The 19,277-nt window shown below is 56.8% G+C and carries 16 protein-coding genes, 1 tRNA gene and 1 pseudogene; 7 read left to right on the top strand and 11 right to left on the bottom strand.

Translation table 11 applies throughout. The features are described from left to right. Positions 1-76: 76 nt before the first annotated feature. Entirely contained in the window at positions 77-2,725 is a 2,649-nt protein-coding gene (polA, locus tag QP990_RS05865) for a DNA polymerase I (RefSeq protein WP_239208568.1), read from the bottom strand. A gap of 149 nt (positions 2,726-2,874) precedes the next feature. Here polA and QP990_RS05860 point away from each other — a divergent pair. Then, positions 2,875-2,948, top strand: a tRNA-Leu gene (locus tag QP990_RS05860). 759 nt (positions 2,949-3,707) lie between these two features. Then, positions 3,708-3,890, top strand: coding sequence for a hypothetical protein (locus QP990_RS05855; protein WP_239208474.1), 183 nt, complete (start codon positions 3,708-3,710; stop codon positions 3,888-3,890). 107 nt (positions 3,891-3,997) lie between these two features. Here QP990_RS05855 and QP990_RS05850 read toward each other — a convergent pair whose 3' ends face one another. Beyond that, positions 3,998-6,181, bottom strand: a complete 2,184-nt coding sequence (locus QP990_RS05850; RefSeq protein ID WP_284798701.1) for a metallophosphoesterase — start codon at positions 6,179-6,181, stop codon at positions 3,998-4,000. Between the two features lie 443 nt (positions 6,182-6,624). Between QP990_RS05850 and QP990_RS05845 the strand changes: the two genes are divergently transcribed. From QP990_RS05845 to QP990_RS05830, 4 genes are read left to right on the top strand one after another with little or no spacing between them, the layout of a single operon-like run. Further along, positions 6,625-7,461: a DUF368 domain-containing protein gene (locus tag QP990_RS05845; RefSeq protein WP_034656484.1), complete on the top strand. Its 837-nt coding sequence runs from the start codon at positions 6,625-6,627 to the stop codon at positions 7,459-7,461. Next, complete coding sequence (locus QP990_RS05840) at positions 7,461-8,348, top strand: ABC transporter substrate-binding protein (RefSeq protein WP_023021664.1); 888 nt, start codon at positions 7,461-7,463, stop codon at positions 8,346-8,348. The genes QP990_RS05845 and QP990_RS05840 overlap by 1 nt, the downstream gene beginning before the upstream one ends. Next, positions 8,341-9,294, top strand: coding sequence for an amino acid ABC transporter permease (locus QP990_RS05835; protein ID WP_023021665.1), 954 nt, complete (start codon positions 8,341-8,343; stop codon positions 9,292-9,294). The genes QP990_RS05840 and QP990_RS05835 overlap by 8 nt, the downstream gene beginning before the upstream one ends. Continuing rightward, positions 9,294-10,058 (top strand): amino acid ABC transporter ATP-binding protein, encoded by a 765-nt coding sequence (locus tag QP990_RS05830; protein ID WP_023021666.1) that lies wholly within the window; start codon positions 9,294-9,296, stop codon positions 10,056-10,058. Before QP990_RS05835 ends, QP990_RS05830 begins: the two co-directional genes overlap by 1 nt. Before the next feature lie 84 nt (positions 10,059-10,142). Here the strand turns inward: QP990_RS05830 and QP990_RS05825 are convergent. From QP990_RS05825 to QP990_RS05790, 8 genes and pseudogenes are all read right to left on the bottom strand, one after another. Continuing rightward, positions 10,143-10,885, bottom strand: a pseudogene (locus tag QP990_RS05825) (sulfite exporter TauE/SafE family protein). Further along, complete coding sequence (coaD, locus tag QP990_RS05820; protein WP_023021668.1) at positions 10,882-11,355, bottom strand: pantetheine-phosphate adenylyltransferase; 474 nt, start codon at positions 11,353-11,355, stop codon at positions 10,882-10,884. Before coaD ends, QP990_RS05825 begins: the two are co-directional and overlap by 4 nt. Positions 11,356-11,384: 29 nt before the next feature. Further along, positions 11,385-11,966, bottom strand: coding sequence for a 16S rRNA (guanine(966)-N(2))-methyltransferase RsmD (gene rsmD, locus QP990_RS05815; protein WP_200287598.1), 582 nt, complete (start codon positions 11,964-11,966; stop codon positions 11,385-11,387). Beyond that, positions 11,967-12,179: an acetyl-CoA carboxylase biotin carboxyl carrier protein subunit gene (locus QP990_RS05810; RefSeq protein WP_200287600.1), complete on the bottom strand. Its 213-nt coding sequence runs from the start codon at positions 12,177-12,179 to the stop codon at positions 11,967-11,969. A 19-nt stretch (positions 12,180-12,198) separates the two neighbouring features. Beyond that, positions 12,199-14,331 (bottom strand): ATP-dependent DNA helicase RecG, encoded by a 2,133-nt coding sequence (locus QP990_RS05805; protein WP_239208466.1) that lies wholly within the window; start codon positions 14,329-14,331, stop codon positions 12,199-12,201. 2 nt (positions 14,332-14,333) lie between these two features. Beyond that, positions 14,334-15,665 carry a DAK2 domain-containing protein gene (locus QP990_RS05800; RefSeq protein WP_284798697.1) on the bottom strand — a complete coding sequence of 444 codons (1,332 nt, stop codon included), beginning with the start codon at positions 15,663-15,665 and terminating at the stop codon, positions 14,334-14,336. A gap of 10 nt (positions 15,666-15,675) precedes the next feature. Beyond that, positions 15,676-16,314: a uracil-DNA glycosylase gene (locus tag QP990_RS05795; RefSeq protein ID WP_023021673.1), complete on the bottom strand. Its 639-nt coding sequence runs from the start codon at positions 16,312-16,314 to the stop codon at positions 15,676-15,678. A 2-nt stretch (positions 16,315-16,316) separates the two neighbouring features. Then, on the bottom strand, positions 16,317-17,354 hold the full coding sequence (locus tag QP990_RS05790; RefSeq protein ID WP_284798696.1) for a thiamine-phosphate kinase: 1,038 nt from the start codon (positions 17,352-17,354) through the stop codon (positions 16,317-16,319). Here QP990_RS05790 and QP990_RS05785 point away from each other — a divergent pair. Further along, positions 17,302-18,201 carry a DUF3515 domain-containing protein gene (locus tag QP990_RS05785; RefSeq protein ID WP_239208460.1) on the top strand — a complete coding sequence of 300 codons (900 nt, stop codon included), beginning with the start codon at positions 17,302-17,304 and terminating at the stop codon, positions 18,199-18,201. The genes QP990_RS05790 and QP990_RS05785 overlap by 53 nt on opposite strands. A 14-nt stretch (positions 18,202-18,215) precedes the next feature. Here QP990_RS05785 and QP990_RS05780 read toward each other — a convergent pair whose 3' ends face one another. After that, complete coding sequence (locus QP990_RS05780; protein ID WP_200287609.1) at positions 18,216-19,277, bottom strand: D-alanine--D-alanine ligase family protein; 1,062 nt, start codon at positions 19,275-19,277, stop codon at positions 18,216-18,218.

The following is a 19,277-nucleotide window of genomic DNA, read 5'->3' as shown; positions in this document are numbered from 1 at the left end:
CTCCCACCGCTGAACGGTTAAGCCTTGCGAGGCAAGCCTAAGGCGCGCCTTTTCTCGGCGAGAGAAAGAAGCTGCGCTAGTGGGCTGCGGCATCCCAATCCTTGCCTGAACCAGCGGAGACCTCCAGCGGCACGTTGAGCTCGATAGCAGAGTCCATCTCCCGCTCGAGAATTTCACGTACCTGGTCAGCCTCGCCAGGAGCGACCTCAACTACCAATTCATCGTGGACCTGTAGCAGCACGCGGGACTTCATGCCCTGCAATGCGCGGTCAACGCGAATCATTGCCACCTTGATAATGTCTGCCGCGGTACCTTGAATCGGTGCATTTAATGCGGCTCGCTCTGCGTTCTCGCGCGCTAGGCGGTTATCGGAGTTGAGCTCGGGCAAGTAGCGGCGGCGGCCGAAGAGGGTGGCTGTATACCCATCCTTACGCGCCTGGACCACAACTTCATCGAGGTATTTCTTTACCCCGCCAAAACGCTCGAAGTAGCTTTCCATGATGGACTTCGCTTCCCCAGCCGGGATGCCCAATTGCTGGGATAGGCCGAAGGCGGACAGGCCATAGACCAAACCATAAGACATTGCCTTAACGCGGCGGCGCAGCTCCGGCGTGACTTGGTCGACGGGGACGTCGAAGACTCGGGAGCCGACGTAGTTATGCAGGTCTTCGCCGTCCTTATAGGCCTCGATAAGCCCGGGATCTGCCGAGAGGTGTGCCATCACACGCATCTCAATCTGCGAATAGTCCGCGGTCATGAGTTCTTCGTAGCCCTCGCCTACGATAAACGCGGAGCGAATCTGTCGCCCAGCTTCGGTGCGCACCGGGATATTCTGCAGATTTGGCTCCGTCGAGGACAAGCGGCCAGTCGACGTCACTGTCTGATTAAACGTGGTGTGGATGCGACCGTCCGGCTGCACGGTCTTGATTAGACCTTCGAGGGTGGTTTTCATCTTTTGGTACTCACGGTGAGCCAAAAGGTGGTCTAAGAATGGGTGGGGATTCTTAACCGCGAGCTGTTCAATCTCCTTAGCCGCGGTAGAATAGCCGGTCTTTGTCTTCTTGGTCTTGGGCAGATCAAAAGTCTCAAAGAGTACGGTTTGTAGCTGCTTGGGTGAGTTGAGGTTGAGCTTATCGTCACCGGCAAGCTCGCGGGCGGCACGCTCTTGTTCGGCGACCTGCTCTACGAAGGCATCCTTTTGTGTTTCGAGAATGTCTACGTCAACAGCAATGCCGGTAGCTTCCATGCGCGCCAAAATGGTCACCAGGGGCAGCTCCAAGTCGGTATAAAGTTCGAAAGAATCAATCTCTTGGAGCTCTGCAGTGAGCCTTTCCGCCAATTCCATAATGGCTGCGGCTTGGTCCACCAAGGTGGAATCATCCAACAGGGAAAGCTGCTCCGTGGCGGCGCCGAGGGTCTTTTGGAGGTGGCGTTGGTAGACGTCGGCAAGCGCGTAAGTGCGTTGACCGGGCCGCAGCAGGTAGGCGGCAATGGCCGTGTCGTGGGCAATGCCGGCTAGCTCAATACCCCGACCGGCAAGCATATGGAAGGCGGCCTTCGCCTCGTGGAAATACTTCGGCGCATCGGAGGCCAGCCACTGCGCTAGGGCCTTATCGTCCGCGGCAGAAAGGTCGCCCAACTCCACTTGCAGCCCGTGGCGTTCCTGGTCTACGAAGGCAATGGCAGAAGCATCGCCCTGTCCTGGGTTTCCCTCGCCTTGGACATAGACCGCAACATGCTCTCGGCCTGGCAGCCACTGGGACAATGGCTCATCGTCGATGACTGTCTCTAACTCTTGGATTTCCTCGGTCTGCTCCGCTGCCTCAGCGCCGTCATTGGGAATGGCGGCCAGTACGCGATCGCGCAGGTTGGTGCCAAACTCGAGGTCATCGAACTTAGCGGCAACGTCCGCAACCTTCGCCTCCTGGAAAGCCAGATCGTCAGGGCCAACCTCTAGGTCCATATCCGTGATCATTTGGGTGAGCTTGCGATTCATCTGCACCTGATCGATGCGCTCGCGGAAATTATTGCCCACCACGCCCTTGATTTCTTCGGCGTGCTCAACCAGTGATGCCAAGTCCCCGTATTTAACAATCCACTTAGTCGCCGTCTTCTCGCCCACCTTGGGAATGCCCGGCAAATTATCGGACGGATCACCGCGCAATGCAGCAAAATCTGGGTACTGCGCAGGTGTGAGACCATACTTCTCTTCCACCGCGGCGGGCGTAAAGCGGTGGAGAGTGGATACGCCCTTCATGGGATAAAGCACCGTAGTGGAATCGTTTACCAATTGCAGGTAATCGCGGTCACCGGTGACGATGAGGGTCTCATAAGCCTGCGCCTCGGTCGCCAGCGTGGCGAGGATGTCGTCGGCCTCGAAGTTCTCGCGGGAGAGGGTGGTAATCCCCAGCACCTCGAGCACCTCGCGGATGATGTCAACTTGGCCCTTAAATTCCTCCGGCGCGGCTTCACGCTGCGCCTTGTAGTCCGGGAACATTTCGGTGCGGAAGGTCTTTCGCCCTACATCGAATGCCACCGCGATGGCATCGGGCTTCTCCTCCGCCACGATATTGGAAAGCATCGATAGAAAGCCATATACGGCATTGGTGTGCTGGCCGCCCGAGGTAGAAAAGTTATCCACCGGCAGGGCGTAGAAGGCACGAAAGGCCATAGAGTGGCCGTCAATGAGCAGAAGTCGAGGCTGTTTAGTAGTCACCTGCCCCATCCTAGAGAAGCGAGCCGATATACGAACACCCCGGTGCACATTTATTGGATGACGTGGGCATTCCCCCGCTTCCCCTACCCAATTAGGAATTCCCCTAGTCCCTGCGCTACTATTTTCACAGTCACAGGCAGCAAGCCTTGGCACTGTGCGCCCCTGTAGCCCAATTGGCAGAGGCAACGGATTCAAAACCCGTCCAGTGTGAGTTCGAGTCTCACCAGGGGCACAGATAGAAAAGACCTCGCATGTCCGGTAAATCGGAAAGCGGGGTCTTTTTCATGTTCGCCCCTCCTACCGACGTGTAGTTGAACGGGTAGAAGCTTGCCAGGTTTTCAAGCTCTGGAAACATAGATAGGCCGCCAAAAAGCCACAAATACTAGCCTGTGTGACCCGTATGGCTTCCAAGCTCGCCAGTTCCGCCCTCAACGCGAGATAGCCAAAGCCGCAGGCAGAGGCGATGGAGTACACCCCCATTAACAGAAATCTCTTTCTAGTCGCCTTAGCTAACGTCTTTTTAAGGTGAAAAAAGGATGTAACCCACGAAAGGGCTGCTAGGGAGCGAATAAGTAGAAGTACACCCATTATCCACCGCCTCACGCGTGCATCCTCGATTCCGTCGAATGAACTGCGGTGAATAACGACAAAAGCGTCGACATAATCGTCGAACCGAACTATGCACAGAACTAAGCCAAGTACGGAAAGCATGAGAACGAACGCAACAACCGCCAGGAACATTCCTTCGACCTTATCCCCTAGGTTGTCCCCAGACTTCTGTGTTTGATCACTAGACATTTCCCAAACCTCACATCTCGCCGCCTTGTGCTCGAGGCGCCATTTCAGCCGCCAGCGAAGCAATTTAGGACATCGATTCCAAAATTTAAGCACATTTCACGTTACATACCGTAAACTATACTTGACACTCTGACAAGCGAATACTATTTTGGGCTTTGTAAATTTGGCATACCTTCCACATTGAGGAGATTTCATGAACCGATTGCGAATGGAAAGAATTAAAGCGATAGTTTTCACTGCATTGACGCTCATTACATTGTTGGCAATGATGGCCGTGCAATCCCCTTCCCTAGCCTGGATACCCGTCGTGTTGGGTGGAGCCTCCGCTTGGTTTTGGTGGAAGGTGGATTATCTCTCCAAGCAGGGCGAAGATTAAAAACCAAAACGCGCTTAGGTTCTCTCCCCTTATGGCGAAGAACCTAAGCGCTTTGGTGCAGCTAAAGCTTTAAAGCCTGATACTGCAAAATCCCTCTACCCAGTGCTTTAGCCCAACTCGGGCAGAGTCGGGAGGTGATACTTACGCAGGAGCGCGTTAATCTGCGGGATGGAAGCCTTCAGTTGCGGCAGTGCTAGTCCAATGAGGCCAGCCACCCCTGCGATACCAAGGATTGCTCCTAAGATGGCAGGCTTCGAGCTCGTACTGGAGCTCAACGCGGAGCCATCCGTGGCGGGCTGCGTGGTATCGGCCGGCTCGCCATTATTGTGTGCACGGGCGGTAAGCCATTCATCCTTGCCCAGGACGCCCTGAGTCAGGCGGGTCTCGCCGATCCAGCCATACCACGGGTCTTGTGGGCGCTGGTTGTCAAAGCCACCACCCATGACCCACTGCAGGTCGCGAGGGAGGAGCCCCTCGGCGCCTACGGCATTGCGCAGGATGGGCGCGCCGTTGATGAACATTTCGACGCTATCGCGTTCGGGATCATTGACCACGGCGATATGCATCCACTCGTCTTTGGGAACCTCGTGGGACCACACGGTAGAGCCGCTTCCCTGCTTCGGCTCCGCCCACCAGCGCAGCTCGCGGAGGTTAGAGATACCGAACATGACGGTTGGGTCCGTGTCCTCGGAGCCGTCTACCAGTTTATTGATGGCAGAGTCACGGCTGAGCGCACTTCCCCAACCATGCTGTGCGCCGTTGAAATCCTCCGGAATCTTGACAAAGGATTCGAAGATATATCCCTTGGTGGTATCGACGCTATTGGCAGCCGCGCCCTTATCGGTACGGAACTCGGCATTGCCAACTTTGCCGGCAGGGTCAGACCAGAAGAGGGAGCCGGCATCAGAGGACAACGGGTGATGGTCGGTGCTATAGGTCACCCTGTCTCCGAGCATGGCGCCAGCGCGATGCAGGTCGCTGCCAGAATCGCTGGCAATGTCGGGGATGGTGGTGCCACGGCCGGCAGGGGCGCCATCGACAAGCGCATGCCCATCCTTGTCTCGCGCTTCGCCCGGGCGCCAGTGGAATACCGTGTGGTCGTTTGTGGCAAAATCGTCCGCGCCCTTAGGAAGCTCGTCCTCCCCAATGGTGTATGGCCTATAGCCCTCAGCGGCGATGTCGCGGGCGCGCTGCGCTAGGTCCGGCTGGTGGCCCCCGCCCACGGTGAATTCCGGGGCGAAGGAGGAAAAACGCTGTTCAAAATCGAACGGAATGCTATAGCTATCGCCCTTATCATCCAAGGTGAGCTTATCGAACTGCGTGAGCTCCTCATGCGGCTTTTGCGCCACCCACGGCGAAAGCGCGGTCATCTCCAGCTGCTTGCCCGTAAGGTCAAACTCGAGCACGCCTAATAAACCATTTCCGCCCTGGTAGGCCATCTGATAGTCCTGCAAGATGGAAACGACGTCATGTCCTGCATCGTTCTTGTCCACGCGGTATCCGGCACCGTGGTGGTGGCCGCCCATCACGAGAAAGATCTGATCATTGCTCTTGATGAACTTATCCCACAATCCCTTGCCATAGTCATCGGAATAGAAGACGTTTCCTTCACCATCAATATTGAGGGCCTCATGAGTGGTCACAATGACCGGAAGGTCTGGATGCTTATCAATGATGCCTTGTGCCCAGGCAATAGCCTTCTCATCAGCGCGCCAGCCCAGGGCTAGATTGAGATATTTCTGGCCTTCGGCTTCAAAGATATGCGCCTCGGAGTCATTATTGACGGCGGTGTAGCGCTCTTGAAAAGTCTCCGAGTTGGCGGCCTTAGCGCGGTCGGCGCTAAACCACTTGTCATACGGGTGGGCTGCCGCGCCCTCCACGTCCATATCGTGGTTGCCTGGCAGGATCGAATAGTTCAAGTCCGAATCGTCGAGGACCTGCATGGCCTTATCAGCCACCTGCCATTCGCCCTCCACGTTCCACTGGTCTACAACATCACCCAGGTGGGTGACGAAGTCCATGTTCAACTCGTCTTGATGGTCCACTAACCATTGGGTTTGCGCCAAGTAGGGTTCGCTGCCGTAGCGAGCTTGGGCCAGGTTGCCGGTCTCTGGGGTGGAATAGCGCGAATAGAACTGGGTATCCGGCAGTACACCGATGCTAAAACGAGAGCCTTCGCTTGGCGACGCCCCCTCGGGCGCCCCCTCCGCAGCACTTGCTGCCGGCACAAAAATGAGGTTTCCCACCACCGCGGTGACAGTCACCGCGGGCAGGACAAAACGATTCTTCATAGAGAGTCCTTGGTCACTGAAAAGGAATATTTGCACGGGAGAAAGACGGGAATACGCAGGAAATAGTAGGCAGTCAATCTTTCAGTTAGTTGACGCCTACGTAAACACCAGACTGAATAATGGGAAACTTATAGTTTCTTCCATATAAAACAGCCCTGACTGCAGGAGGCCGCGCCTACCATGCCCCAAACTGCATAGTTGCACTTAAGTGTATTATTCTGACAGAATATTCATGAACGAGGATTCGCCTCAATGATTGTTTCACCTCTACGGTTAGAGAAATCACGTCCCTTTCCGTGACGGATAACCAATCGCCTTTCAATGAAAGATATGCATCACTATTAACAGCGGTCCACATGGCCACCACCGGGAAGCACTTTCTCCCCGCCCGCCTAGGCCAGTCGCCCGCCACTCCAGCCCTCTCCCAGGTAGATTTTAAATTTATGCAATACATTTTGAACGCTATCCGCGGTGCCCTCATCGGCATGGCCGAACTTGTGCCCGGAATCTCCGGTGGCACCGTGGCGCTCATCGTGGGTATTTATGAACGCGCAGTCCACAATGCCAATGACCTCATCTCTGGTCGCTTCAAGAGAGTCGAGTGGAGCTTCCTTGTCTCCGTAGCAGTCGGCATGTTTATCGCAGTCTTCGCAATGTCCACCGTGCTATCTAACTTCGTGGAAAATCACGTATCCGCGTCCGGGGCACTATTTTTGGGCATGGTTGCCGTGTCTATTTTCGTACCACTGTCTATGCTGTCCAAGCAGGAGCGGTTGCGCCCTTCTTCCATCATTGCGTTTGTGATCGCCACTATTGCCATCTTCTTTATCACCGGCTTTACTTCCGAGCCGCATGAGAACCCCAGCCTTATCGTGGTTTTCTTTGCCGCCGCCATTGCTGTGTGCGCACTCATCCTGCCGGGCATTTCCGGCTCGCTCATCTTGTTGACCATGGGGCTGTACCAACCCATCATCGGCGCTGTATCGGATCGAGATCTTGGCACCATAGCCGTCTTTGCGCTGGGTGCCTTGTGCGGCCTCGCCGCGTTTATCAAGGTCTTGAACTTCTTACTGGATCATCACCGAGCCCCTACGCTGATGGCCATGGCAGGTTTCATGCTCGGTTCTTTGCGTGCACTGTGGCCGTGGGGTGCTGACCAGGATGCCTCCAGCGGCATTATCATCGGCATGTTCATCATCGGCGCTCTTATCGTTTCCGCGTTCATTTTCATTGACCTGAAGAAAGCACGCGCCATAGATGAAAGGACGGCGCAGAAATAATGCCGCGCACGTTTTCTCGCCGCGCTACAATTGCCGCGGTCCTTATCCCAACTTTGGGTTTAAGCGCTTGCGTCACCAACGAGGAAGATTCCACTCCAGAGGGCTGGGAAGAACCCCACACCTCTGTAGTACCGGAGATTGCCGCCATGTATGACGACAATGATGGCGTCCTCACCGCTGGCACTAACCCGCCCTACGCGCCATTTCAGCTTAAGGATTCCCACGGAGCCCTCCAAGGCGTCGAGCTTGACCTAGCCCGCGCTGTAGCAGGTGTCTTGGGCCTCGACTTCCAGCCCTTGGAGCAGGACTTCTCCATGATCTTGCCGGCCGTGCAATCGGGCCAGATCGATATGGGTGTCTCCGGTTTTACGGATAACCCAGACCGCCGGAATGAATTCGACTTTGTAGACCACCTCTACGCCGGTATCCAGTGGGCCGAGCGCGTGGACGGGCCTAGGAAGGTCGACCCCGATAACCCCTGCGGATTGACAGTCGCAGTGCAGCGCACAACGGTCTCCGAAACCGATGATGTTCGCCCTAAGCAAGAAGCTTGTAATGGCGATCTCACCGTCTTGTCTTATGACACCGGGGATAACGCCGCGCTGGCCGTCCTGATGGGGCGCGCGGATGCCCTGTCTGCGGACTCCCCGGTCACAGCGTGGGCGGTCAATCGCTCTGAGGGAAAAATGCAGCAGGTAGGCGATATGTTCCAAGCCTCGCCGTATGGCTTCGCAGTTCCTAAAGATTCCGATTTGGGCAAGGCATCGGCCGCAGCGCTGCAGCACCTCATCGAAACCGGCGAGTATGCAGAAATTTTGTCCCGCTGGGGCATCGAGGATGGATTAATAGACCAGGCAATGATTAATGAAAGGCCGATCAATGGTTAATGAGAATGCGGCGACGCCGGCTACGGCCAAGCCTAAAGAAGAACCCGCGCAGATCGAGGCCCGCCCGCTGCGCCATCCATGGCGCTGGGTCTTCGCTGGTCTACTCATCGTGCTGGGAGTGTGGTTCATCATTGCCTCCGCCCGCAACGAGGCTTTTGGCTGGGGAACCTATTTCCAGTACCTCTTTGATAAGCGCATCGCGCTCGCTTCCCTGCACACCATCGCCATCACTATTTTGTCGATGATCATCGGCGTTATCGGTGGTGCCGTGCTTGCGGTCATGCGCATGTCACCTAACCCGGTGCTGCGCGCCGTCTCCTGGATTTTCCTCTGGGTATTCCGTGGCACGCCGATTTATGTCCAGCTGGTGTTTTGGGGTCTGCTCTCTGCCATCTACCAGTCCATCAACCTAGGCTTTACCGAGGTGTCTTTGCAGACCATCCTCACCAACGCCTTCTTCCTTGCGGTGATGGGCCTAGGACTTAATGAAGCGGCCTATATGGCTGAGATTGTGCGCTCGGGCATCACTTCCGTTCCAGAGGGCCAAAAGGAGGCCTCCAAGGCACTCGGCATGTCGTGGTGGATGACCATGCGCCGAACCGTCCTTCCGCAGGCCATGCGCATTATCATTCCCCCTACGGGCAATGAGTTTATTTCCTTGCTCAAGACCTCTTCCCTCGTGGTGGCCATTCCTTATACAGAGGAAATCTTCGGCCGTACCACGGATATTTCCGCCGCCCTTTTCCAGCCCATCCCACTACTATTAGTCGCGGCTTCTTGGTACCTCGTGGTTACTTCCCTACTTATGGTGGGTCAGTACTTCTTGGAGCGCCGCTTTGAGCGCGGTGCAACCCGCGAACTCACCGGCCGCCAGCTAGCTGCTCTTGCAGATGCTGAAGGAACCATTCCCCGCAACGTATCCGTGATTTCGGAGGCTCAAAAATAATGGCTACTCCCATGATTTCTGCCCAGAACGTCCACAAGTCCTTCGGGCAGCTTGAAGTCCTCAAAGGCATTAACCTCGAGGTCCAAGCCGGCGAGGTGGCCTGCCTTTTAGGACCTTCGGGGTCCGGCAAGTCTACCTTCCTGCGCTGCGTTAACCACTTGGACAAAGCAACGGCCGGGCGCTTATACGTCGACGGCGAGCTGATTGGCTACCGCGAGAAAAACGGCACCCTCTATGAGATCAGCGAAAAGGAAGCCGCCGAGCAGCGCTCCGATATCGGCATGGTCTTTCAATCCTTCAATCTCTTCCCCCACCGAACGGTGATTGAAAACATCATTGAGGCACCGGTGCAGGTGAAGAAAATCCCAGAGGAAACCGCCCGCGCCCGCGCCATGGAGTTGCTCGAGGATGTTGGCTTAGCCTCCAAGGCCAATAATTACCCCGTACAGCTCTCCGGCGGCCAGCAGCAGCGCGTTGCCATCGCTCGTGCGGTAGCCATGGATCCTAAGCTCATGCTTTTCGACGAACCCACGTCAGCCCTTGACCCAGAGCTTGTCGGCGAAGTACTACGCGTAATGAAGGATCTCGCGGCCGAGGGCATGACCATGCTCGTAGTCACCCATGAGATGGGTTTTGCCCGCGAGGTGGCAGATAAAGTCTTCTTCATGGACGGCGGCGTGGTCATCGAGTCTGGTAGCCCCGCTGAAGTGCTGGATAATCCGCAACAGCCACGTACCAAGGACTTTTTGGCCAATCTACTCTAAGCCCATAGCACATGATTGACTGTGCAAAGGCCCGTCAGCTTCTGTCTCTGCAGAGGCGACGGGCCTTGTTCATGGTGGAGGTGTTTAACCGAGGCTCACCAGGCCGCGAACCAATGCGCTCGCTGCGCCCAGTCCGGCAACACTAAGCGAGAGCACGCGGGCTTTCTCCCGGGGCACACGCTGCGCGATGCGGGTGCCGGCCCAAATCCCGACGAACATTCCCATAACTCCGGCGGGCCACATTACCCAGGGCAAACCATCAAAGTGTGCCGCCCCCGTAAGCGTCTTTGTCATGACAGAAAAGAATCCGCCTACGACAAAAATGGGTTGCAGCGTAGCTGCGTACACTTGCTGAGGCCACTTTGCCGCTTGCGCGTAGACGGTAATAACTGGGCCTGCCACACCGGCCAAGGTATTGTAAAGCCGCCGAGGATGCCCGCGGAAATAGCTGGGCCTTTGCCTTCCATTGCCGGGACAAACTTCTTGCCAAAGGTCACTACCGTCAGCGCGGCCAGAAGCGCAAGGCCCACAACGATCATAAGACCTGCTGTATCCATGCGCCTAATGAGCAGCGCCGCGGCCAAGGAACCAATCACCATGACCGGGGCTATGAGTCCAAATTTCTTCCAGCTCACATTCTCGCGCACGGAATAAGTGGTCAGCACCGCATTAATGCAGGCTAAAACGTTGATGACCAAGATTCCTTCTACCGGCCCCATAATCAGCATGAGAATAGGACCGCCGATGAGACCGAGGCCCATTCCAGATACTCGCTGGAGGGTCGAACCTACGACCACAACGAGAAAAATGACCAGTGCTAGGCTCACTTTCGGTATTTCTCCTTTACCGCACGGCCTACGGCTTCAGGAAACATGCCGGTCACGTCCCCGCCAAACTTCGCCACCTGCTTACACAGTGAGGAACTGATATAGCCGTATTTTTCGTCCGTGAGCAAAAAGACGGTATCAATGCCGGAAAGGCGCCGATTCATCTGCGCCATAGGCAGCTCATATTCATAATCTAGGGAGCTGCGCAGCCCTTTCACCAAAACATCCACCCCATGCTCAGTGGTGTAGTCCACCAAAAGCCCAGAGCAGTAGTCCACCTTGATGGAAGAATCCACGCTCTGGCGAATTAGTTCCATACGCTCATCCACGCTAAAGAGCCCGGAGGGTTTGTCAGGATTACCGGTTACCAATACGGTGACCTCATCAAACATTTGCTTAGCGCGGTTAATGATGTCGACGTGACCTAAGGTCACGGGGTCGAATGATCCTGGGCACACGGCCTTAGTCATGCTTTTGTCGCTTCCTTTTCTTCAGGGGTTTAGTCTTCGGTTTCCTCGCTGCCAGGGCGGGTATAGACCGCCATATCCATGCGCGCGATGCCAAAGGTACGCTTCTTCAGTTTCTGACCAGTGGGCTCAAAACCTGCAGGCCACGCAGTTGCTGCGGAATCAACGTGGCGCTCAATGACTACCATGGCGTTATCACTTAACACCGGTTCAATGGCGGCGATGAGTTCATCTACCTCATCAAAAGCATAGGGCGGGTCCGCCAACACCAGATCGAAGTGCCGCCGCGGGGCACTTGCCAGGTAGGTGCCTACCTTCATCTCTTGCACGCGCACGCCGGGGTGCTTGACGACGCCCATGTTATGCCGAATGATCTTCACCGCATCCGCCGAAGATTCCACTAGTACAATTTCTTCTGCTCCACGGCTAGCTGCCTCAAGGCCGAGTGCACCGGAACCAGCAAATAGGTCGAGAACCGAAGAACCGGCAAAGCCCCACCGTGCCGCGAGGGATGAAAAAAGCCCTTCACGGGCACGGTCTGCAGTAGGCCGGGTTCCTTCGGCAGGCACCTTAATGGTGCGGCCGCGGGCCTCGCCGGCAATAATGCGCGTCATTTATATTTCTCCAATCTCCATCAAAAGGTCTCCGGCTACCACGTCCCTCAAGCCAGCGACTACAATGCGGTATGCCTTGCTTAGTCTTGGGCTCGCTACGGAAGCGACTAGTTCCGTGGCGTCGACGATCGCGGGCGCGACGCCGATATCAACGGTGCCTCCCCCATTCACCTGGCAGCGGAAGATGCCTGCAAAGGGGACAAGGACGTTCATGCTTCTAGGTTAACCTGTCTTAGTTCTTCTCCAAGTATTCCTGTTCGCTTTCACTCAAGTTGCGCGTGAGTTCCTCGGCCAACTCGGGATTGCGCATCACCATTGCGCGGGCATCCGTATGGGTGCGTTCCACAATGTCTTGGTCATCCGCCAGATTTAATAGCCGCAGCGTACGGTGTGTTCCGGACTGCATGGTGCCCAAAATGTCTCCCTCTTGGCGCTGACGCAAGTCGAGCTCGGCCAGCTCAAATCCGGACGAGGTTTGGGCAATCTGATTGATGCGGCGGAAGGACGGAGTGTTATCGCCTGCCATAGTGTGCAGAAGACAAATAGAGGCATTGCCGCCTCGTCCCACACGCCCACGCAGCTGATGCAACTGGGAGACGCCGAAATGCTCGGCCTCACGGATGAGCATCACCGTAGCATTGGGAACATCCACACCCACCTCGATGACCGTGGTAGAGACCAAGACATCGATCTCTCCCCTAGCAAATGACGTCATAACCTCGTCTTTATTGGGCATCTTTCCATGCAAGATTGCTATGCGCAGCCCTTTAAACGGCCCGTTTTCTAGCTGCTCCGCAAGCTCTAGCACTCCGCCTTTTCCTTCAATGCGCGGGCAGACGATATAGGCTTGGTGGCCGTGGGCCACTTCCTCGCGAATCCGCTCAAGGGCGCGCAATACCCAGGTAGGGCGCCACTCAGCTACCACCGCTGACTGAATAGGTTTGCGGCCACCAGGCAGCTCAGTAAGGGTCGATACGGCAAGGTCGCCGAAGACGGTCATCGCGATGGTGCGAGGAATCGGCGTAGCCGTCATCACCAGTACGTGAGGACTTAGCCCCTCGTTAGCCTTCAGTCTCAGGCTATCGCGCTGCTCTACGCCGAACCGGTGCTGCTCATCTACTACCACTAGTCCAAGGTTGAAGAACTCCACTGTGTCTTGGATGATGGCATGGGTTCCAATAATGATGTCCGCATCTCCGGAAACGATATCCAGCAATGCCTGCCGTTTATCCGCAGTGCGCATCGAGCCGGTGAGAAGTACCACCGTGACGCCTTCAGGAACAGCGGTTCCGATGGAGGCAGCGTGCTGGGAAGCCAGCACCTCAGTAGGCGCTAGAAACGCCGCCTGAGTTCCTGCGTCAACAGCCTGCAGCATAGCGCAGGTAGCCACCATGGTTTTGCCCGAGCCGACCTCGCCTTGCAGCAAACGCATCATGGGCAATGGGCGGGCTAGGTCATCTTCAATCTCACTGATAACACGCCGCTGCCCTTGGGTGAGCTCGAAAGGCAAATGGCTTAGCAGTTCTTCGCGGAAGCCGCCTAAGGTTGCCGGCATGGTCGGAGCGGTTCGAGCTTCCGCATCGCGCTGGCGCAATGCCATCACCAAGCCAATTGACAAAGCCTCGTTATATTTAAGCCTTTGGATAGCACGATAAGGCCCTGCCTTACCAGGCTCGTGAATTTCCCGCACCGCGTTATCCAGGCTGATTATCATTTGATAATCCAGTGGCTCTTCGATGGGCGGGGTCTTAGATAGGACGTAGTGAATAGCCCCCATGATGTACCAGGAGGTCACCTTGGACGTGGCTGGGTACACCGGGATCCATTCTCGTTCCAAAAGGAGCTGGTCGAGCCTCCCAAACTGCGAGAGGTTCCGCAATGAGCCGGTGGCCTTGGGCCGATTCTTCTTTCCAGATTCGGCCGCCGGCTGGCGGTAGTCATCCACTTCACCATCGGGACGGCCGAACGCATCGATTTCCACAAAGTCTGGCTGTTGCAGCTGCGGTTGGTTGCGGAAGAATTTGAGCTTGCCGCTCATCATGACGCGCTGTCCGCGATGCAGCATGCGCATGACGTAATTGGCATTGAAAAAAGTCGCCATAATGCTGTCATCGAGCTGGACATTGATGATGGTGGTCTTGCCCCTGTCATGCCGGTTGAAGCCGGTAATAGTCCCGGTAACGGTGACGATATCGCCCTCCGCAGCGTCTCCTAGGCCCACGTCCTTGTTGTGGCGAATATAGTCTCGCGGATAGTGAGCCAAAAGCTCACCGCAGGTCTCATACCCCAACGCCTTGGTAATCTTCGCGGCGTCTTTCGCCGCAAGAACCTCCGTCAACGGTCGGTTGTCCTGCCAGCCGAGCATTGCTACTCCACTCCGATTTCGGTTGCAATATCCGGAACGTTAAGCGCCACCACATCCACATGTAGCTGTTGGCCCAAATCCTCCTCATCTACGTCAAGGGCGCTTAAGATGGTGACCTGCTCCCCGCCTTCTGCCAAGAGATCGCGACAGGTGGCGCTGATTGACGCAAGGGTTTCCTGGCTGGGATAAGCTACGCGCATGGAATTGGCTGCATCGCGCATAGCAGCGACCACAGCACCGGTATCTGGGTTATTAGGTTCATTGACAGAGATAGCGGCCAAGGCAGCAACTAGCGACTGTGCAGGCACTACTCGCCCGGCACCAGTCTGCGAGCTCAGCCCCGTAACTAGGACAATATCCTCCTCTTCGGCCGCAATGGGTTTCTCCGGTGGCACAACGGTAACGCCCGCAGATTCCAAAAGATCGGTAATAGGCCCGGCCGGCGCGGCTGCGTATACCCGGCGAACAACTGATTCTTCGGCGGCGGGTTCGGTGGGAGCCGGCAGCACCTCAAGGTGCAAGTTGGTCACTTTTCCCTTAGCAAAAGCTGTCTCAATGACGGCGCCCGCCTGCGGAGAGTGGATATGCACATTAGCCCTGTCCTCGGTAGCGCGAGCGATGACCAAGCTATCTCCCATCGGTGCAATTGCCGCCTGCAGCGCGTCGATATCTCCTTCATAGAAAAAGACCACTTCCAGCACGGTGACCTCCTCTGGGGCGGGTAGACCTGCATGCCCAGTAGAGCCCTCAATCTCCGCGAGAAGGGACTCTAAGAGAATCACGAGGCCGGCTCCGCCAGCATCCACTACTCCAGCCTCCTGCAGGGCTGGCAATTGCGATGGGGTGCGCTCTAGAGCAGTCCGAGCGGCCGAGATTGCGCCGCTGACGATGCCGTGCAAGGTCGCGCCAGGACGCGCTGCGGAGTCGTCGGCGGCTTCCGCTGCTGCACGCAAAACCGTAATAACCGTGCCTTCCACTGGCTCGGCGATGGCTCGGTCCACCAACTCCACGGCCTGCTGCAAAGAACGGGCAAAAACGGAACCGTCAATAACTGAGTCCACCGTGGACTCCGCTACGCCGCGCAGAACCTGAGACAACACCATGCCCGAATTTCCGCGTGCCCCACGCGCGAGGGAATCAGCTACATCGCCACCTTTGTCGAGCTCCGCAACCGCTGCTTCCATGGTGTGCGCCATATTTGAACCAGTATCCGAATCCGGTACGGGAAACACATTGAGGGCGTTAATTTCCTCGCGGCGATGGGCTAATTCCCCCACGGCGCGGGTAGCCCAATTGCGCAGACCGCAGGAATCCAGCGTGCTGGGATATGACATGCGCAATAGTTTACAAGCGCCAGTCTATTTCCTGCGCGCCTTGGTCCCGCAAAAGGGCGTTTGCCCGGGAAAAGGGCCTAGAACCGAAAAAGCCACGGCTGGCAGAAAGCGGTGAGGGGTGTGGAGACTTGATGCACGGGACGTCGGGAAGAAAGCGCTCACACGCTTGCGCATCGCGGCCCCAGAGGATCGCCACCATGGGGCTGCGGTTGAGCGCGCGGATGGCAGCCTCGGTGATTTCTTCCCATCCGATGCGACGGTGCGAGCCTGCTTGGCCTGGGGCTACGGTCAGCACCCTGTTAAGTAGCAATACGCCTTGGTCAGCCCAAGCACTCAAATCGCCGTCCTCTCGGCCGTTGATCCCCACATCATCGTGAAGTTCACGGTAAATATTGACCAAAGAACGCGGGGGCTTCACGCCGGGGCGAGTAGAAAAGGCCATGCCCATGGCATGCCCTGGGGTGGGATACGGGTCTTGGCCCACGATGAGCACACGGACCTCATCCAGTGGCATGCGCAGCGCGCGACAAACATCCTCAGCTGGGGGCAGATATTCCTGGCCCTCAAGGGCGTGAGAAATCCGTGGCCATTGCTCTTCTATTACCGGCGCCAGCACCGGCTCCCATGAAGGGTGATAGGTGGGGTGCATATTTAAAAGCTTCGCCAGCCTTTCTGATAGCTCGGTGTCTTTCCTCCCACCGTAACCCCGCAGCCCCGAGTTACGGTGCCAATTTTCCGGAATCCGGAGGGGGTGTCTTTCGCGGTCGTGCCTATTAATGTGTGGTCTTCACCGCCGCTTAGCACCCATTCCCACGGGTCACGGTCCACAAGGTCTGCGGCCTGGCACAGCAAATCTTCCGGCTGCAAAGCCTGCGGATCCAAATCCATATGTACGCAAGAGTGTTCAGACATCGTGGTGCAGTCTTGGATCAAGCCGTCGGAGTTATCCGTCATGGCGGTAACCCCAGCGGCGCGGGCAATGACACCGCGGCCGGGATTGAGCCAGGGTGCGCAATGGGCGTCAATAAGCGGCTGGAGGTGCTCGTACCCAGCGGGGAGCTGTCGGCCGAAGCGCTCTAACAAGGCCAAGCCGGCGGCCGAGTGGCCAATCTTGCCATGCGCTACCACGTGCTGGCCTGCCCGCGCACCCTCCAAGGTCAGGGCAGGAAGGCTGCCGCCGAGGAAACCCACGGCCGAAATGTTGATGACCAAAAGATCAGACTTCGTGAGGTCACCGCCCACCAACTCGGCATTATAGAAAGAGCTATGCTCCGCAATGCCCTCAGCGATGCCCCGCACGAAGGACACTGGGGTATCACCTGGCGCGGCGATGGCTAAAAGGGCAGCAACGGGTCGCGCCCCCATGGCTTCAACATCGGCGAAGTTGCGCAAGATAGCTTTCTTACCAATCTCGCGCGGGGTAGACCACTCGCGCAGGAAATGACGCCCCTCCACCATCAAATCCGTGGCTGCCACGGTGCGGGAATTCGGTGGTGTGCTAGGCAATACCGCCGCGTCATCTCCGTTGAGCCTGCTCGAGGCCACAGAGGTAATTTCCCGAATGGCGTTGCGTTCTCCCACCTCTGCGAGAGTCTGAGTTAAGTTCACCAGCGTCCTTTCGATACTATGAGCCCTTATGACATCCCAATTTAACCGCACCGCGATCTTCATTTCACTTGGGTTGTCCATAGTGATGGTTCTGGCGGTCCTCTTCGGCGCAAAGTACGTATTCAATAACATCGCCAAAGCACCCGTGGCGGTCTCCCCCGTGGAATCCAAGGAAGCAGATTCACAAGCCTGCCATAGCTTTATCGACTCCCTGCCGGATGAGGTCATGGATAAGCCGCGCGCAGACATTGCCGAGCCTGTGCCCTCCGGTGTCGCTGCGTGGGCAGCTAACTCTGAGGATAAGGTCACCGTGCGCTGCGGCGTGGACATGCCTTTCCAGTACACCGAGTATGCCCAGACCCAAGACCTAGAGGGAGAAAAGTGGTACAAGGTGCGCGATGCCACGCCGGGATCCAACCTAACCACCTGGTATGCGGCGCAGCGCTTCCCTATCGTCGCCGTTACTGCCCCCACCGACGCCGAGCCGGGCGAGCTTAACGACGCCCTCTCAGAACTCAAAGAAAAGCCTGCCCCCGCTCATAAGGCCCCGCTCAAGGAGCTCAAGGCGGGCGATGAGCAAAGGTGCGCCGATATCGCAAAGGCCCTGCCTGATTCGGTGGCCGAGGGCTACCACCGCCGCGAGGTTGCGGAGAAGAATACCTTTGTGTGGAGCGCCGATGGCCGCGAAGACATCGTGGCCCGTTGCGGTGTGGCCAAGCCCGAAAACTATCGTGCTGGGGTAAAGCTGCAGCAAGTCAACGAGATTCCGTGGTTCGAGGACACCACCTTGGCCCACGGCACCACAGCCGGCACGTGGTTCGCCTTCGGCCGCGAAAACTACCTAGCCCTGCACGCCCCACAGGATGCCGCGCAAGCGGCACTGGTGGAGATTGGCGATGTACTCGCCAAGCACACCGCTGAAAAGTAGAAAGTACTCCGTCCCTACTTTGCTAGCGCCTGCTCAATGAGGGCCTCAAGCAAAGCGGGGTACTCCACACCCGAAGCGGCGAGCACCTGGGGATACATCGAAATCGGGGTAAAGCCCGGCAGAGTATTGATTTCATTGATGTACACGGAATCTTCGGTAACGAAGAAATCCACCCGGGATAGGCCCTCACAATTTAGGGCCTCGAATGCGCGAACAGCCATGTCGCGCAGCTTCTCGGTCAACTCAGGCGTGAAAGGCGCAGGGATTTCCGCGGTAACCACATTATCGAGGTACTTTGTGTCAAAGCCATAAAAGCCCTCGTCAGAATCATCAATGCCCGCCAGCAGTGCTGGAACAGACGCCAACAGTGTGCCGTCGGCATAGTGCAAAACACCGATTTCTACCTCTTGGCCTACGATTTCTGGCTCCACCAGGATTTTCTCGTCGTCTTCTAGAGCAAGGTCAACGGCTGCGGGGAATTCTTCCCAGCTATTCACTTTGGATACGCCGATTGATGATCCGCCCCGGGCGGGCTTTACAAAGACGGGCAACCCTAGGTGCTGCTTTTCTTCCTCGCTGAGCTCGGTGCGACCTTTGGGGATTACCTCGGGCGCGACCGGCAGGCCTGCCGCTGCCAGCACCTTCTTGGTAAATTCCTTATCCATCCCCACCGAGGAAGCCAATACGCCCGGCCCGACATAGGGCAGGCCGGAGAGCTCAAAGAGACCTTGGACGGTGCCGTCTTCACCAAAGGGCCCGTGCAGGATGGGAAATACCACATCAACCTCAGCAAAGAGCGTGCCATCGGTGACGTTATGGAACTGGCCCCTGGCATTAGGATCCAGGGAAAGCGTTAGTTCCGCCCCTCGCCTGACTTCTGGCATGACACCATTGACAATCTCTAGTCCCTCAGTGGTGCCGGGCGTCCACGTGCCCTCGCGGGTGATGCCGATAGGCACCACCTCGAATTTTTCAGGATCGAGGTGATTCATGATCGCACCTGCAGAGACGCAGGATACGGAGTGCTCGGTGCTACGGCCGCCATAGATAACGGCCACGCGGGTCTTTTCAGTCAT

The sequence above is a fragment of the Corynebacterium sp. MSK071 genome (genome assembly GCF_030232125.1).
Classification (GTDB): Bacteria; Actinomycetota; Actinomycetes; order Mycobacteriales; family Mycobacteriaceae; genus Corynebacterium; species Corynebacterium kefirresidentii.
This window is presented reverse-complemented; position numbering and strand designations above follow the sequence as displayed.